14 protein-coding genes and 1 riboswitch are annotated in these 15,867 nt (G+C 70.8%); of the genes, 6 read left to right on the forward strand and 8 right to left on the reverse strand.

Translation table 11 applies throughout. The annotated features are described in order from the left end of the window. The first annotated feature begins 76 nt into the window (after window positions 1-76). Entirely contained in the window at window positions 77-2,086 is a 2,010-nt protein-coding gene (locus B9S64_RS03440) for a pentapeptide repeat-containing protein (protein ID WP_375153038.1), read from the forward strand. A 219-nt stretch (window positions 2,087-2,305) separates the two neighbouring features. Here the strand turns inward: B9S64_RS03440 and B9S64_RS35485 are convergent, their stop codons facing one another. After that, window positions 2,306-2,608: a TnsA-like heteromeric transposase endonuclease subunit gene (locus B9S64_RS35485; protein WP_375153025.1), complete on the reverse strand. Its 303-nt coding sequence runs from the start codon at window positions 2,606-2,608 to the stop codon at window positions 2,306-2,308. Window positions 2,609-2,929: 321 nt separating this feature from the next. On the opposite strand from B9S64_RS35485, the gene B9S64_RS03450 reads away from it, so the two are divergent. Then, a complete protein-coding gene (locus B9S64_RS03450; RefSeq protein ID WP_103491979.1) occupies window positions 2,930-3,493 on the forward strand; it encodes a DinB family protein in 564 nt (187 codons plus the stop codon). A 138-nt stretch (window positions 3,494-3,631) separates the two neighbouring features. After that, window positions 3,632-4,453: a PhzF family phenazine biosynthesis protein gene (locus B9S64_RS03455; RefSeq protein ID WP_103491978.1), complete on the forward strand. Its 822-nt coding sequence runs from the start codon at window positions 3,632-3,634 to the stop codon at window positions 4,451-4,453. Window positions 4,454-4,465: 12 nt separating this feature from the next. On the opposite strand, the gene B9S64_RS03460 is transcribed toward B9S64_RS03455, so the two are convergent. Beyond that, complete coding sequence (locus B9S64_RS03460) at window positions 4,466-5,245, reverse strand: CPBP family intramembrane glutamic endopeptidase (RefSeq protein ID WP_103491982.1); 780 nt, start codon at window positions 5,243-5,245, stop codon at window positions 4,466-4,468. A 182-nt stretch (window positions 5,246-5,427) separates the two neighbouring features. Continuing rightward, window positions 5,428-6,933, reverse strand: a complete 1,506-nt coding sequence (locus B9S64_RS03465) for a glutamate-cysteine ligase family protein (protein ID WP_103491977.1) — start codon at window positions 6,931-6,933, stop codon at window positions 5,428-5,430. A gap of 491 nt (window positions 6,934-7,424) precedes the next feature. Between B9S64_RS03465 and B9S64_RS03470 the strand changes: the two genes are divergently transcribed. Together B9S64_RS03470 and B9S64_RS03475 are read left to right on the forward strand one after the other, a co-directional pair. Beyond that, the gene (locus B9S64_RS03470) at window positions 7,425-8,039 is read left to right on the forward strand and encodes a hypothetical protein (protein WP_103491976.1); all 615 of its coding nucleotides are present in this window, start codon (window positions 7,425-7,427) and stop codon (window positions 8,037-8,039) included. A 291-nt stretch (window positions 8,040-8,330) separates the two neighbouring features. Next, the gene (locus B9S64_RS03475) at window positions 8,331-8,537 is read left to right on the forward strand and encodes a DUF5999 family protein (protein ID WP_093678037.1); all 207 of its coding nucleotides are present in this window, start codon (window positions 8,331-8,333) and stop codon (window positions 8,535-8,537) included. Between the two features lie 76 nt (window positions 8,538-8,613). Here B9S64_RS03475 and gcvP read toward each other — a convergent pair whose 3' ends face one another. Then, window positions 8,614-11,499 carry an aminomethyl-transferring glycine dehydrogenase gene (gene gcvP / locus B9S64_RS03480; RefSeq protein WP_103491975.1) on the reverse strand — a complete coding sequence of 962 codons (2,886 nt, stop codon included), beginning with the start codon at window positions 11,497-11,499 and terminating at the stop codon, window positions 8,614-8,616. Window positions 11,500-11,695: 196 nt separating this feature from the next. Beyond that, a riboswitch (glycine riboswitch) is annotated at window positions 11,696-11,794 on the reverse strand. Window positions 11,795-11,926: 132 nt separating this feature from the next. Between gcvP and B9S64_RS03485 the strand changes: the two genes are divergently transcribed. Continuing rightward, entirely contained in the window at window positions 11,927-12,298 is a 372-nt protein-coding gene (locus tag B9S64_RS03485; RefSeq protein WP_103491981.1) for a PRC-barrel domain-containing protein, read from the forward strand. On the opposite strand, the gene B9S64_RS03490 is transcribed toward B9S64_RS03485, so the two are convergent. From B9S64_RS03490 to B9S64_RS03505, 4 genes are all read right to left on the reverse strand, one after another. Further along, window positions 12,220-13,731: a DNA polymerase IV gene (locus B9S64_RS03490; protein ID WP_103491974.1), complete on the reverse strand. Its 1,512-nt coding sequence runs from the start codon at window positions 13,729-13,731 to the stop codon at window positions 12,220-12,222. The two genes, B9S64_RS03485 and B9S64_RS03490, sit on opposite strands and share 79 nt — an antisense overlap. 70 nt (window positions 13,732-13,801) lie before the next feature. Beyond that, complete coding sequence (locus tag B9S64_RS03495) at window positions 13,802-14,419, reverse strand: MerR family transcriptional regulator (protein WP_103491973.1); 618 nt, start codon at window positions 14,417-14,419, stop codon at window positions 13,802-13,804. Between the two features lie 168 nt (window positions 14,420-14,587). Then, window positions 14,588-15,061, reverse strand: a complete 474-nt coding sequence (locus tag B9S64_RS03500; RefSeq protein WP_006123076.1) for a bifunctional nuclease family protein — start codon at window positions 15,059-15,061, stop codon at window positions 14,588-14,590. Window positions 15,062-15,114: 53 nt separating this feature from the next. Further along, window positions 15,115-15,855: a MerR family transcriptional regulator gene (locus B9S64_RS03505; RefSeq protein ID WP_103491972.1), complete on the reverse strand. Its 741-nt coding sequence runs from the start codon at window positions 15,853-15,855 to the stop codon at window positions 15,115-15,117. Window positions 15,856-15,867: the final 12 nt, after the last annotated feature.

Genomic DNA, 15,867 nt, shown 5'->3' on the forward strand with positions numbered 1-15,867 from the left:
CCATGGCACCACTCCGGAGGACCTCGTCGGCTGCCGCGGCATTCACGTCCCCGGCCACACCGCGTGTCTCGCCCACCTGGCCGATCCCGACCGCGACACCTATCTGGCCAGCCTGTCCCCCGGCACCGACATCGACCACCGCGGCACCCCCTTCACCGAGCCCCTCCTCGATGCCCTCCTCAATGCTCTCCGCGACCCCGCGACTCGACACCCCAGGCTCGGCAACGCCAGGTTCGAGTCAGCAACCTTCACGGGCATGGCCTGGTTCGGGTCGGCGACCTTCACGGGCACCGCCAGGTTCACGTCGGCGACCTTCGAGCGCGCCGCCAGGTTCGAATCGGCGACCTTCATGGACGGTGCCGGGTTCGCGTCAGCGACCTTCACGGGCGACGCCAGGTTCAGGTCGGCGACCTTCACGGGCATGGCCTGGTTCGAGTCGGCGACCTTCACAGGCGACACCAGGTTCGAGTCGGCGACCTTCACAGGCGACGCCAGGTTCAGGTCGGCGACCTTCACGGGCAACGCCAGGTTCATGTGGGCTACCTTCGAGCGCGCCGCCAGGTTCGAATCGGCGACCTTCATGGACGGTGCCGGGTTCGCGTCGGCGACCTTCACGGGCATGGCCTGGTTCGAGTCGGCGACCTTCGAACGCGCCGCCTGGTTCGAGTCGGCGACCTTCACAGGCGACGCCAAGTTCGAGTCAGCGACCTTCACAGGCGACGCCAAGTTCGAGTCAGCGACCTTCACGGGCAACGCCAGGTTCATGTGGGCTACCTTCGAGCGCGCCGCCAGGTTCGAATCGGCGACCTTCATGGACGATGCCGGGTTCGCGTCAGCGACCTTCACGGGCGACGCCAGGTTCAGGTCGGCGACCTTCACCGGCGACGCCAAGTTCGAGTCAGCGACCTTCACGGGCAAGGCCTGGTTCGAGTCGACGACCTTCACAGGCGACGCCAAGTTCGAATCAGCGACCTTCGAGCGGGCGGCCAGCCTCGGGCCGCTGGTGTGTGCCGGACGAGTGCAGCTGTCGGGGGCGGTGTTCGGCGGTCCGGTGACCCTCTTGCTTGCCACGCGCCGCCTGGAGTGCCGGCGGACCCGTTGGTCCGCGACGGCTGAGCTGCGTCTGCGCTACGCCACTGTGGACTTCGCCCACGCGGTCTTCGAGTACCCCCTGACGATCGCGGCGGAGGCCAGTCCTTTCGTGCTCACCGACGGAGGGCCGATGGCAGAACAGGGTCTTGGCGGCGCGCCCGACGCCAAGGTGCGGATGGCCTCGCTGCGTGGGGTGGACGCAGCTCACCTGGTCCTCGCCGATGTCGACCTGTCACGGTGCCTGTTCACCGGGACCGTGCATCTGGACCAGCTGAGGCTGGAGGGCGCCTGCACCTTCGCCAAGGTCCCGTCACGCACAGCCTGGCGGCACTGGCGACCGGTGCGATTCACCGAGCGCCGCACCCTCGCTGAAGAACACCACTGGCGTGCCAGCCAGCCAGCAGCGGTCCCCGGCTGGAACGTAGCGGAGTTCAGCACCGGACGCGTCGGACCGGCGCAAATGGCACCCGTGTACCGGGCGCTGCGCAAGGCGTTCGAGGACGGCAAGAACGAGCCGGGAGCAGCGGATTTCTATTACGGCGAGATGGAGATGCGCCGTCACGACCGAGCCAATACCACCCGTGCCGAGCACGGGCTGCTGAACGGCTACTGGCTGCTGTCCGGCTACGGTTTACGCGCCTCTCGCGCCCTGGGCTGGCTCGCCGCCGCCATGCTCGTGACCATCGTGCTGCTCATGGGCTTCGGGCTCCCCAAGGACGACCCGAAGCAGGAAGCGACCGGCACCGTGCCACCCGGCGGCGGCAAGGTCACCTTCGAGATCGACAAGAACGAGCCCCAGAACCCCACGGGAGACAGATTCAGCGGCCAGCGATTCGAGAAGGCCCTGAACGTCACCCTCAACTCGGTGGTGTTCCGCTCCTCCGGCCAGGACCTGACCACCGCCGGCACCTACATCGAGATGACCTCCCGCGTCACCGAGCCCATCCTTCTGGGCCTCGCCGTCCTTGCCGTCCGCAACCGCGTCAAACGCTGACCCACCGCTCCCATGATCCGGGTCGTGAAGCAGCCAGTACGCCCGAACCGTCGTGACTCGCCGTACGGAAGATTTCAGTGCCCAGGTCACAGCACTGTCCACTGAAATCTTCCGTACGGCCCGACACCCCTGTCGGGCTCAGGCCGGCCAGCCCACTCGAACTCCCAGCCCACGGCCCGGCAGGCATGCCCTGTCGCGCCGAACCCCTCCCGCGTCGCCTCATCCATCTCGTCTTCGGCCCGGACGTCGACGATGCGGGGCGCCGCCGTCGGACAATCGGACGAAGTAGTCGGGAGCGTGCCGACGCTTGCGTGTGCCGTCGTGCCGGTGCAGCCAGAACGGCTGCGAGGTGATCGCGACCACCTGCGGATCACGGTCCAGCAGGATCAGCCGGTCCCGTTCCAGCCACGACTCGTAACCCACGTGATCCCGCATCGTCGACGAGTAGAACCAGCCGGCGAACCCGTGACCGTCCTTGTGCCAGCTGAACTCCCGCACCGGATCCACAGCCTCGAACGGCACGCTCCCAGCTGGCCCCAGCGATCGGCAAACGAACGTGCCGTTGGCGGAAAAAGCCAGTTCAAACGGCGCAAGGGTACCATCACCGACCACACTGACAGGTGCCCCACCACGTCCCCGCCTATACCTGTACACCGAATGATCAACCTGCGGTGGCACAAACTGGCGTTGATCATCCTTCAGTGGCAATCGATCAACGTTCACTGGCACAGGTCAACGACTGACCTGCGTCCGTGGGTGGTGATCGATGGCCGGAGAAGGCCGGTGGAGGATGACCGCAGACAGCGACGGTCGCCCTGCTCGACGGGTCTGTAGTGTGCGGCGATGACACGAAGCGAGCGGCTCGCCGACCAGTTGGACTGGTACTGGCGCAAGAACCTGCGGCCACGGCTGGACGGCCTTACCGACGAGGAGTACTTCTGGGAGCCGGTGCGTGACTGCTGGAGCATCCGCCCACGTGGCACGTCGGCCGCACCGATGCCGGAGGGCTCGGGGGCATGGACGATGGACTCCGCGTCCCCTGCCCCGGTACCGCCACCGGTGACCACGATCGCCTGGAGGCTGGCGCACATCGTCGTCTCGTGCCTGGGCTACCGGGTCGGCTGGTACTTCGGGGGCCAGGACGTCGACTCTGAAACATTCGCCTACGCGGGGACCGCTGACGAGGCACTGGGACAGCTCGACGAGATGTACGGGAGATGGAACGCGGGGGTCCGCGAGCTCTCGGACGCCGACCTGGACCGTCCGCCCACGGTGGGTCCCGAGCGGTTTCCCATGGAGAACAGGGTCCTGCACGTCAACAGGGAGCTGATCCATCACGGCGCCGAGATCTCCCTGCTGCGCGACCTCTACCGCCGGCAGAACGGAGCCGTACCGCGCCGGACATGACTTCCGGCAGCCGGCGAGCGGGCCGCACGGCGCCAGAACCGCCCGGCGGCCCGAGGGACCCCGGGGCCAGGCCCCCTCAGGCCAACCATCCGGGATTGGCCTTGGACCGGCACCGGCGTCCCGCCTACGGTCGGCTCCATGAAGATCCGCATCGTCGACGCGTTCACCGACCGGCCCTTCGCCGGCAACCCCGCCGGCGTCCTGCTCCTGGACTCCGGCCCCTTCCCCGCCCCCGACCGCCTCCAGCGCCTCGCCGCCGAGCTCAATCTGTCGGAGACGGCCTTCGCCCACCCGCTGCCGCCGGGCGGTGAGGCCGACTGGGCGCTGCGCTGGTTCACACCCACCACCGAGGTGGACCTCTGCGGGCACGCCACGCTCGCCACCGCCCACGTGCTGCGCACCACGGGGACCGCGGACGGCACGGTACGTTTCGCGAGCCGGTCCGGCGTCCTGCGTACCACCGCCCAGCCGGACGGCACCCTCACCCTGGACTTCCCGACGGCGCCGCTGACCCCCGTCGCCGTGCCGCCCGGTCTCGTGGAGGCGCTCGGCGCGTCACCGCTCTCGGTCCACGACACCGGGGAGAACGTCGGTGACCTCCTGGTGGAGCTGGCCGACGAGGCGGCCGTACGCGCCCTCCGGCCGGACTTCCCCGCGCTCGCCACCTGTTCCCGGCGCGGCGTCATCGCCACGGCCGTGGCCGCCGACCCGGCCGCCGGCTACGACTTCGTGTCGCGCGGCTTCTTCCCGCGCGTCGGCATCGACGAGGACCCGGTGACCGGCAGCGCGCACACCGCGCTGGCGCCGTTCTGGTCGGCGCGGCTCGGCCGTGCGGACCTCACCGGCCTTCAGGCGTCGGCCCGTTCCGGACTGGTGCGCACCTCGCTGCGGGGCGAGCGCACCTGGCTGACCGGGAACGCGGTCACGGTCGTCGAGGGCGACCTGCTGGCCGCGCTCTGAGGGGCCGGCCGTTCACGGGAGGGGCAGCCAGTCCACCTTCCCGGCGAGCAGCGCGTACCCGACGAACGCCCCGATGTCGAGCAGGAGGTGGGCGACGACCAGCGGGGCGACGCGTCCCCAGCGCCGGTACAGCAGCACGAAGACCACACCCATCACCACGTTGCCGAGGAAACCGCCGATCCCCTGGTACAGGTGGTAGGAGCCGCGCAGGACCGAGCTGGCCACCAGCGCGGCCATCGGCGTCCATCCCAGCTGCCCCAGACGCCTCAACAGATAACCGACGACGATGACTTCCTCCAGGACGGCGTTCTTCAACGCCGCGAGGACCAGCACCGGAAACTTCCACCACACCTCGGGCAGCGCCTCCGGCACCACCGTCAGGTTGAACCCGCCTGCCCGCGCCACGAGGTAGAAGGCCAGCCCGGCACTCCCGATCCCCGCCGCGACCAGCGTCCCGCGCACGAGGTCCGGCCGGGGGCGGGTCAGGTCGAACCCGAGCGTCCGCAGTCCGGCTCCCTCCCGCATCAGCAGATGGGCGACGAGCGCCACCGGCACCAGCACCGTGGTCATGCCGAACAGCTGCCAGGCGAGGTCCAGCCACGGCCGCCCGGGGGCGTACGAACCGTTCAGCGTCGTGGCCTGGTCCTTCAGGCCGCCCGGTTTCGTCAGCGAGCCGATGAAGCTGATGAGCGCGGACACCCCGCTGGCCCCGAGCGAGAGGGCCAGCACCAGCACGGTCTCCGACCCCAGTGTCCGCCGCGAAACCCCCTCGTGAGCAATGGTTCCCGCCACGCGCTTTGCCTCCACCCGTACATCCGCCGTCAGGGTCGCGTCCGGATGCCGCACCCGGCCCTGAGGGCTCTCCCGTAGCCCCTGAGGGCTGTCCCGTGGCCCTTGACGGGCCGGCCCCTAGCTTGCCCGACGCCCGTGGTCCGCCCCGACACCGGGGACGCCGGCATCAGCCCCGGAGGCCGTCAACGGGCCGGGAAGCCGACCGGCCAGGTGTGGACCGGCTCCCCCGTCTGCATCAGATCGCCGTAGCGCCGGGTGGTGGCCGCCAGCGCGCCCTTCCGGTCGAGCCCCGCCTCCCGTGCCCGGTGGTAGGTCCCGGCCTGCCAGGAGGCGCCGTTGACCCGGCGCCGGCAGCGCTGCTCGATCACCCCCAGATACAGGTCCCGGTCCGCCGGTTCGATGTTCCAGGCGTCCAGCCCGGCGGCGGCCAGCGGCAGCAGCTCGTCGCGCACCAGCTTGACGGCCGGCACCGTGGCCACGCCGCCCGAACGTCCGGGGCGCGGCCACAGCAGCTCGGCGTCGATGCCGTGGCGGCACGCGGTGTCGAAGTTCTCCGCTGCGGCCTCGAAGGGCAGCCTGGTCCACACCGGCCGCGACTCGTCGGCCAGCGCCCGTACCAGCCCGTAGTAGAAGGCGGCGTTGGCGATCACGTCGACGACCGTGGGCCCCGCGGGCAGCACCCTGTTCTCCACCCGCAGATGGGGGACGCCGTCGGCGAGCCCGTACACCGGGCGGTTCCACCGGTAGATGGTGCCGTTGTGCAGGACGAGTTCGGCCAGGGTGGGCGCCCCTCCCTCGGCCAGTACCTGGAGCGGGTCCTCCTCGTCGCAGATCGGCAGCAGCGGCGGGTAGTAGCGCACGTTCTCCTCGAAGAGCTCGTACGCCGAACCGACCCACCGCTCCCCGAACCAGGTGCGGGGGCGCACCCCCTGGTTCCTGATCTCCGGCGGCCGAACGTCCGTGGCCTGCTGGAACAGCGGCGGCCTGGACTCCCTCCACAGCTCCTTGCCGAACAGGAAGGGCGAGTTGGCGCCGAGGGCGATCTGCACCGCGGCGACGGCCTGGGCGGCGTTCCACACGTCGGCGAACCGCTCCGGGGTCACCTGGAGGTGCAACTGGACGGATGTGCAGGCCGATTCGGGGGCGATGGAGGCGGAGGTGGAGACCAGCCGCTCGACGCCCTCGATATCGAGGAGGAAATCCTCGCCGCGAGCCGCCGCCATTTGGTCGTTGAGAAGGGTGTACCGGTCCACGTTCGACAGGTTCGCCGAGACGACGTCATGGCGGCCGAGCGTCGGCAGGATGCCGATCATCATGATCCCGGCGTCCACCTCGGCGGCTTTGCGGTCGGCATATGCGAGACCGGTCCGCAACTCCTCGGCGAGCTGATCGAATACTCGGCCGCTCAGCCGGTGCGGAAGGATATTCACCTCCAGATTGAACATCCCCAGTTCCGTCTGGAAATCCCGGCTGGCGATACGCTGGAGCACCTCCGCATTCCGCATCCTCGGCATGCCGTCCGAGCCCGCGAGATTCAGTTCGATCTCCAGGCCCATGAGATTTCTGGGCCGGTCGAACCTCCGGTCCTCCAGGAGCCGCTCCAGGCCCTCCAGGCACCGGGTGAGCTTCCGGCGGAACTCATGCCGATCGGACAGGTCATAGGTGCCCGCCACGACCTTCTCACCCATCGAAGGGTCCCTCCTCGAGTGGGCGGCCCGCGGCACAGGCCGCTCTTATCACGATCGATAATGCCCCGAGGAAGTGATCCGTAACGCCTCCACGGCTCCCCGGTACCCAGTAGTCTGGTGGGGGAAGCCTCAGGCACATTCCAGCGGCATGCAGCATATGCGCTCTCGGGTTCGGCACACGCGAGGGAATCACCGGCGGTTTTCAGCCTACCGCCGCGTGGAGAAAATACCTGGCGAACGCACCGGCAGCCGCCCCGAACCCGGAGAAACACCGCAATTCAAAGACTCGAAACCACCTTGCGGGCAATGCCCGGGGCGGGTAGCCGAAACACCGTGTGAACATTTGTCGTATAAACTCTGCGCACGGGGCAGAGAGTTGACGCACCGGCCCGGCCGCCCGTCACCGGCCTTCCTCTGGCCCCGCCACGCCGACACCGCCGTCTGCACCCGCCCATGTACCAACGTGTCTCCGAAGTGAGAGGCGACCCACCATGCCGCTGCTTGTCTCCCCGGCCCCCGCGCCCGCACTGCGCAGCGTTCTCGCGGCACTCGGTTCTCCCACCGCAGTCCGTGAAGCACACACACCCGCTCTCCGGTCCGTCCAGGGACCGCTGAGCCCCGAACTCCCGCTTCCCGTCCATGTTCTCGACCGGATCGCGGCGGTCGGCGCGGCACCGTCCACCCGCCTCGCCGGCTGGCGCTTCCTGATCCGCGGCGGTGAGCGCACCGTCGCCGCCGCGGACACCGTCCTGACCGCCGACGGCTGGACCTTCTCGCACTTCTTCGAGGGTCCCTACCTGGCGTCGACGGAACTCGCCCTCCGGCAGGCGGAGTCGAGCACGACGCCCTACCAGGCGCGTCTGCTGTCGGTGCCCGAGCTCTACATGCTCACCCTGTGGCTGCACGAGGACACCGAGGACGACGCGGCCGGCGGCGGCCTCGCGCCGTCCGACGTACTCGTGCCGCTGGCACCCGCGCCCACCGGGATCACCGCACACCGCCCGCACCCGGTCGCCGCTCTGCTGCCCGTCATGACACTGCGTGTCGCCCCGCCCCCGCTGCCCGGCCTCCCGGAGGTGCCCGGCCTGCTCGGCTCGCCCGCCTGACCGTCCGCCCCGAGGTCCGCGCCCCCGTCCGCTCCACGACGGGGGCGCGGTCGGCTCATGCGGGCTAGCCCGCTCAGGTCACCCCTAACCACCCGAAGGGACAGTGCAGTTGCCCTGAGCCGTCCGGCCGGGTGACGAGCCGGAGCACAAAGAACGGGAGCTGCGGCGAAATCCCTGCGGAACGACGCCCGTAGGGCAACACTGGTGGGGACCGACGTGATACGGAGGCGGTCCCGGCCGCACACCGTCACCTCGCGGGACACCCGACCCCACGCAGCGAAAGAACCCGCCATGTGCCAGCACCAGCCATCCTGCCCGACCGCGGACTCCAACGACCGGGAGGCCGCCCGACTGATGGCGCACCACCCGGAGCAGGGATGGAGCCTGCTGTGCAACGGCGTCCTGCTCTTCGAGGACACCGGTGAGCTGCTTCCGGACGGCCAGGTCATCGCCCCGCACCGGCCGCTGAGAGCCGGTCAGACCCTGAAGGCGGCCTGATCCCGCCGGGTTTCGCCCGGCGGGAAGCGGCGGGACCGGCACGGGCGGACATCCGCACCGGCCCCCTGTGTGGTGCCTACCGGTCGTACGCGTCCAGCGGCGGGCAGGAGCAGACCAGGTTGCGGTCGCCGAAGGCCCCGTCGATCCGGCGGACCGGCGGCCAGTACTTGTCCGACGGCGTGACACCGGCCGGGAAGACCGCCTCCTCACGGCTGTAGGAGTGCTCCCAGGCGCCACCCAGCGCGGAGGCCGTGTGCGGCGCGTTGCACAGCGGGTTGTCGTCCGCGCTCCAGGTGCCCGAGGCGACCTTCTCGATCTCGCCGCGGATGGCGATCATCGTGTCGCAGAACCGGTCGAGCTCCGCGAGGTCCTCGCTCTCGGTGGGCTCGATCATCAGCGTCCCGGCCACCGGGAACGACATCGTCGGCGAGTGGAAGCCGTAGTCGATCAGCCGCTTGGCGACGTCGTCGATGCTGACACCGGTCGCCTTGGAGATCGGGCGCAGGTCCACGATGCACTCGTGCGCGACGAGTCCGGCCGGACCGGTGTACAGGATCGGGAAGTGCGGCTCCAGACGCTTGGCGATGTAGTTGGCGGCCAGCACGGCCACCTGCGTAGCCCGCTTCAGCCCCTCGCCGCCCATCAGGCGGACGTACGCCCACGAGATGGGCAGGATGCCCGCCGAGCCCCACGGGGCGGCCGAGACCGGACCCACGCCCGTCTCGGGGCCCGCGGCGGGCTGGAGCGGGTGGTTGGGCAGGTACGGGGCCAGGTGGGCGCGCACACCGACCGGGCCGACCCCCGGGCCGCCGCCGCCGTGCGGGATGCAGAAGGTCTTGTGCAGGTTCAGGTGCGAGACGTCGCCGCCGAACTTGCCGGGCCTGGCGAGCCCGACCAGGGCGTTGAGGTTGGCCCCGTCGACGTACACCTGGCCGCCCGCGTCGTGCACCTCGGCGCAGATGTCGGCGACGTGCTCCTCGAAGACCCCGTGCGTGGAGGGGTAGGTGATCATCAGCACGGCGAGCTCGTCGCGGTGCTTGAGGATCTTGGCGCGGAGGTCATCGACGTCGACCTCACCGTCGTCGGCGGTCTTGACGACCACGACCTTCATGCCGGCCATCACGGCGCTCGCGGCGTTGGTGCCGTGCGCGGACGACGGGATGAGGCAGACGGTGCGCCCCTCGTCGCCGTTGGCCCGGTGGTAGGCGCGTACGGCCAGGAGACCGGCGAACTCGCCCTGCGATCCGGCGTTCGGCTGGAGGGACACCGCGTCGTAGCCGGTGACCTCGGCCAGCCGCTCCTCCAGCTCGCGAATGAGGGTGAGGAAGCCCTGGGCCTGCTCGGCCGGCGCGAAGGGGTGCAGCGCGCCGAACTCGGGCCAGGTGATCGACTCCATCTCGGCGGTCGCGTTGAGCTTCATGGTGCAGGAGCCGAGCGGGATCATGCCGCGGTCCAGCGCGTAGTCGCGGTCGGCGAGGCGGCGCAGGTAGCGCAGCATGGCGGTCTCGGAGCGGTACTGGTGGAAGACCGGGTGGGTGAGGACCTCGTCCGCGCGCAGCAGGGTCCCGGGCAGCGCGTCGGCGGCCCGCTCGTCCAGCGCCTCGATGTCCCCCGTCGCCCCGAAGGCCGCCCAGACGGCGGCGACATGGGCGCGGGTGGTGGTCTCGTCGCAGGCGACGGAGACGTGGTCGGCGTCGACCTGCCGGAGGTTGACCCCGCGCTCGCGCGCGCCCGCCACGACGTCGGCGGCACCGCCGGGGACGCGCACGGTGAGCGTGTCGAAGTAGGCGCCGTGCACGACGTCGGCACCGGCGGCGCGCAGCCCCTCGGCCAGGATCGCGGCATAGCGGTGCGTACGCCGGGCGATGGTCCGCAGTCCCTCGGGACCGTGGTAGACGGCGTACATCCCGGCCATGACGGCGAGCAGCACCTGCGCGGTGCAGATGTTGCTGGTGGCCTTCTCGCGGCGGATGTGCTGCTCGCGGGTCTGCAGGGCCAGCCGGTAGGCCTTGTTCCCGTCGGCGTCCACGGAGACACCGACGAGGCGTCCGGGCAGGCTGCGCGCGAACTTCTCGCGCACGGCCATGAAGCCGGCGTGGGGTCCGCCGAAGCCCATCGGCACACCGAAGCGCTGGGTGGTGCCCACGGCGACGTCGGCGCCCAGCTCACCGGGCGAGGTGAGCAGCGTCAGGGCCAGCAGGTCGGCGGCCACGGTGACGATCGCGCCCAGTCCGTGGGCCTCGTCGATGACCGGCTTGAGGTCGCGTACGGCTCCGGAGGCACCCGGGTACTGGAGCAGCACACCGAAGACGCCGCGAGCGGCCGCGTCGGCGGGGATGCCCTCGGACAGGTCGGCGACGACCACCTCGACGCCGGTCGGTTCGGCGCGGGTCCGGAGCACCGCGACGGTCTGCGGCAGGGTGTCGGCGTCGACCAGGAAGACGCCGTCCTTCACCTTGCCCACCCGCCGGGCCAGGGCCATGGCCTCGGCGGCGGCGGTGCCCTCGTCGAGCAGGGAGGCCCCGGAGGTGGGCAGCCCGGTGAGGTCGGCCACCACGGTCTGGAAGTTCAGCAGGGCCTCGAGCCGGCCCTGGGAGATCTCCGGCTGGTACGGCGTGTAGGCCGTGTACCAGGCCGGGTTCTCCATGACGTTGCGCAGGATCACGGGCGGGGTGAACGTGCCGTAGTAGCCGAGCCCGATCATCGGGGTCAGCACCTGGTTGCGGTCGGCGAGGCGCCGGAGCTCCGCCAGGACCTCGGCCTCGGTGCGCGCCCCGGGGAGGTTCAGTGCCTCGGCGCTCTTGATCACATCGGGCACCGCGGCGGCGGTCAGCTCGTCGAGGGAGCCGTAGCCGACCTGCGCGAGCATCTTCGCCTGGGCCTCGGCGTCGGGCCCGATGTGGCGCTGCTCGAAGGGGATGCCCTGCTCCAGCTGGGAGAGCGGCGTGCGGCGGGGGGTCATGATGGAGGCCTCCTGGTCTGTCACGACCTGCGAGGGGCACCACGGCGTGGCTGCCCGGACGGCCTCCCCCTCTGTCATCTCGACCTGAGAGCTTCACCGGCCCGCCCCGCGGCGCGCCGGTTTTCACCGTCGGTGAGGCCGGGCTCGTCCCGGCACGCGTGCCGGTCCGGGATCCCGCCCTGCTTTCCAGAGTGGCTTCGTCCGTGCGGTACGGGGGCCTGAGAGATTCCGGGGAGGAGTTGCTCCTTCGGCGCCTCCGGACACCTTCACCGGAGGACTCTCCCGCACGGGGTCGGCAGCCGCTTCCAGCCTACCAGCGGGCCGGGATCGGCAGTCTCGAGTGGCCGAACCCCCGGTTCTGGCCTTTCGTAGTGCCTGTGGAGCAGCAGCGACCACGCCCATGCCGTCGTGACCAGTGGGAGGCACCGTGCAGGCCGACATCGATCCGCGCAGCCTGATCGGCCGCAAGGCCTTCGACCGGACAGGTGCCAAGGTCGGCACGGTGGACGAGGTCTATCTCGACGACGCCACCGGTACGCCCGAGTGGGCCGCCGTGCGTACCGGGATCTTCACGAGGGACGCCTTCGTCCCGCTGGAGCCGAGCGAGTTCGTCGACGGCCGGCTGCGGGTCCCCTTCGACCGCGCCCTGATCAAGGACGCGCCCGACTTCGGTGTCGGCCGCCACCTCTCGCCCGAGCAGGAGCTGCAGCTCTACCGCCACTACGGGCTGGACTCGGCCTCGTCCGCCACCCCCGCCCCGGACAGGGACTTCGGCAAGCTGGCCGGCCACGAGGAGTAGTCCGCTGGCTCGCGCACCAGCGGGAGCGGGTCGGCCGGGCGCAGACGTGGGTCGTCGGTCCGGAACGTACGCACCCGGCCGGGCGCCGAATCGGGCTCCTCGAACCGCACGGTGACCCGTCCGACGCCGCTGCCCTGCACCCAGCCGTACCCGTGGACCTCGTGCCGCACGTCGTGCCCGGCGGACCACCGCCGGGTCTCCGGCTCCCCGGAGCCCGAGCCCGGCCCGTCCGGGGCCGGAGCGCCCGCCTGGTCACCGGCCGGCGGCTCCTCGGCGTCCGGCCCGTCGTCCCCGCTCCGCTCCGCCTCGGCGGCTTTCCGGGCGTCGGCGGCCTGCCGGGCGTCCTCGGCCTCTCTCGCGTCCGCGGCCTGCGCGAACAGATCCTCCTGGGTGAAGTCCGCCAGCCCCGTGACCCCCACCCCGAGCAGCCGTACGCCCCCGGTGGTGTCGACGGCCTCCAGCAGCCGGGCGGCCGCCTCCCTGACCACCACGGGATCGTCGGTGGGCCCGCGCAGGGTCTCGGACCGGGTCAGCGTCGAGAAGTCGTAGCGGCGCACCTTCAGCACGACCGTCCGGCCCGACCGTCCCGCGCCTCTGAGCCGCCCCACACACCGGCCGGCCAGCCGCTCGACCTCCGTACGGACCCGCACCCGGTCGTGCAGGTCCACGTCGAAGGTGTCCTCCACCGACACCGATTTGGCGTCGCGCTCGGCGACGACGGGCCGGTCGTCGTGACCGAGGGCCATGCGGTGCAGGGCGGCCCCGTGGGACCGGCCCAGCAGGCGCACGAGCTCCGCCTCGCCCGCCTCGACGAGGTCGTGGACCACCGTCATCCCGGCACGTCTGAGATGATCGCCGGTGGCCGGGCCGACCCCCGGCAGGATCCGTACGGACATGGGGGCGAGCAGCTCACGCTCGGTGCCCGGCTCGATGAGCAGCAGCCCGTCCGGCTTGGCCTCCTCCGAGGCGATCTTGGCCAGCATCTTCGATCCGGCGAGCCCCACCGATCCGCTGAGACCGGTGACGGCCCGGATGACGAGGCGCAGCTGCTCGCCGATCGCCCGCGCGGAGCGGGAGTCGTCGGCGACCCCTCCGGCCTCCAGGTCCACGAACGCCTCGTCCAGGCTCAGCGGCTCCACCAGCGGGGACAGCCGCCCCAGCAGCTCCATCACCTGGTCGCTGACCGTCCGGTAGAGCGCGAAGCGGGGCACCAGATAGGCGGCGTTCGGCGCCAGGCGCCTGGCCTGGGCCATCGGCATCGCCGAGTGCACCCCGAAACGCCGGGCCTCGTAGGACGCGGTGGCGACCACGCCGCGCGTGCCCAGACCGCCCACCACCACCGGCTTGCCGCGCAGACTGGGCTTCGCCGCCTGCTCGGCGGAGGCGTAGAAGGCATCCATGTCCAGATGCAGGATGGTGGGCGCTGCTCTCACACCACCGATGCTGCCCTACGCCACTGACAACCGGTCCGTGCCGGCGCCGTGAGGGGCACCGGCACTCGCCTCATACGGCGCGGTTGCGGCGCCGCGCCAGCTCGTCGGCCGGGTTGTGCCCGACGAGCGTCTCCCCCGTGTCCACCCGCTCCCCGTGCAGCTGGGAGAGGGCCACGTCCACGTCCCGCCAGACGACGCCGACGGCGATCCCGAAGATCCCCTGGCCGCCCTGGAGGAGGTTGACGACCTCGTCGGGCGAGGAGCACTCGTAGACCGTCGCCCCGTCGCTCATGAGGGTCATCCGCTCCAGATCCGTGAATCCGCGCGCCCTGAGGTGCTGGACCGTGGTGCGGATGTTCTGGAGAGCGACGCCCGTGTCCAGGAACCGCTTGACGATCTTGAGGAGCACCACGTCCCGGAAACTGTAGAGGCGCTGTGTCCCCGACCCGTAGGCCGGACGCACGCTCGGCTCCACCAGCCCCGTACGCGCCCAGTAGTCGAGCTGCCGGTAGGTGATCCCGGCCGCCGCGCAGGCCGTGGGCCCCCGGTACCCGATGCCGTCCGCCGTTGCCACACCGTCCGCCACCACCACCGCCGGCGTCACCGGCTGTCCGATGGCCCGGTCGGCCGCACTGCCGTGCTGCCGGTACAACCCGCCCGCAGCCGTACCGTCGCCGCTGCTTCTCACGCCGACCTCCGTCCTTGACCTGCCCTCTCGAAGGTAGGCAGTCACCAGGGGTGCGTCAACGATCGCCACACTCGGCACGCCGAGTGATATTCCCCCTGAGGGTGGTTTCCCGTGACCGGTCGCGGGGAACGGCTTCTCGGATGCGCCGGTGGCGCCCCGGCGCACGCGTCACTGGCTGTTGGTACCGAAGTCCTCCGGCGAGATCTGGTCGAGGAACTCGCGGAACTTCTCCACCTCGTCCTCCTGCTCGTCGGGGATGGCGATGCCCGCGTCGTCCAGCACCCCGTCGCTGCCGTAGATCGGCGTGCCGGTGCGCAGGGCGAGCGCTATGGCGTCGGACGGCCGCGCGCTCACCTCGACCCCGCTGGCGAAGACCAGCTCCGCGTAGAAGACCCCTTCTCTGAGGTCCGTGATGCGGACCTCGGTGAGCTCCTGGCCGACGGCTTCGAGCACATCCTTGAAGAGATCATGGGTCAGTGGCCTGGCCGGAGCCATGCCTTGCTGGGCGAAGGCGATCGCGGTCGCTTCCCCAGGGCCGATCCAGATCGGGAGGTACCGGTCGCCTCCCACTTCACGCAGGAGCACGATCGGCTGGTTGGAAGGCATTTCCACCCGGACACCCACAACGTCGAGCTCGTTCACACAGCAACCCTAGGACGTGCCCGCCGTGTTTGGATAGTCGGGCTCCTCCGCACTCAGTGGAAACGCACCTTCAGGGCCGACTGCACGAGCGCCGCGTGGAGCCGTACGGACAGCTCGGCCAGCTCCTTGGCGGTGGCCTCCGCATGGGCCCTGGTCTGCGGATTCCTGTGCCGGCGCAGGGGCGCGACCACCTGTTCGACCAGTCCGGCCTCCCGCTCGGCGGCCGCCCGGACGGCCCGCAGATGGCGGGGTTCCAGACCGAACCGCCCCAGATCCGCCACCAGCCGCGCCACGGTCACCGCCTCCGCGTCGTAGCTGCCCCCCGGACCGGGCGCGATCAGCCCGTAGGACTCCCACTCGGTGAGCTGGTCCTCGGAGACCTCCGCGGTGGCGAGGAGCTCGGAGCGGCCGATACGGGCGGCCGTGGGCTGTCCCCGGTCCTGTTCCCAGACGGGGTCGGCGAGCTCCCCCTGCCCGCCCGGGGGGAGCGGGACGCGCTCCCCGCGGGCCGACGCGTCCAGGTGCTCCCTGATGACCTTGAGCGGAAGGTAGTGGTCCCGCTGCATCCGCAGCACCCGCGCCAGCCGCTCGACGTCACCGGCGGTGAACTTGCGGTATCCGGCGGGGGTGCGCTGCGGCTCGACGAGCCCCTCGGTCTCCAGGAAGCGGATCTTGGAGATGGTGACCTCGGGGAACTCGTCACGCAGGCGCAGCAGCACGGTGCCGATGCTCATGGCGCGCTCGTCCGCGGCGGCGGTGCCGTGTCCGGCACCGCCTGTGGGTGTTCGCAGCATGGCCCTTCCTGG

Source organism: Streptomyces sp. SM18 (genome assembly GCF_002910775.2).
GTDB classification, from domain to species: Bacteria; Actinomycetota; Actinomycetes; order Streptomycetales; family Streptomycetaceae; genus Streptomyces; species Streptomyces halstedii.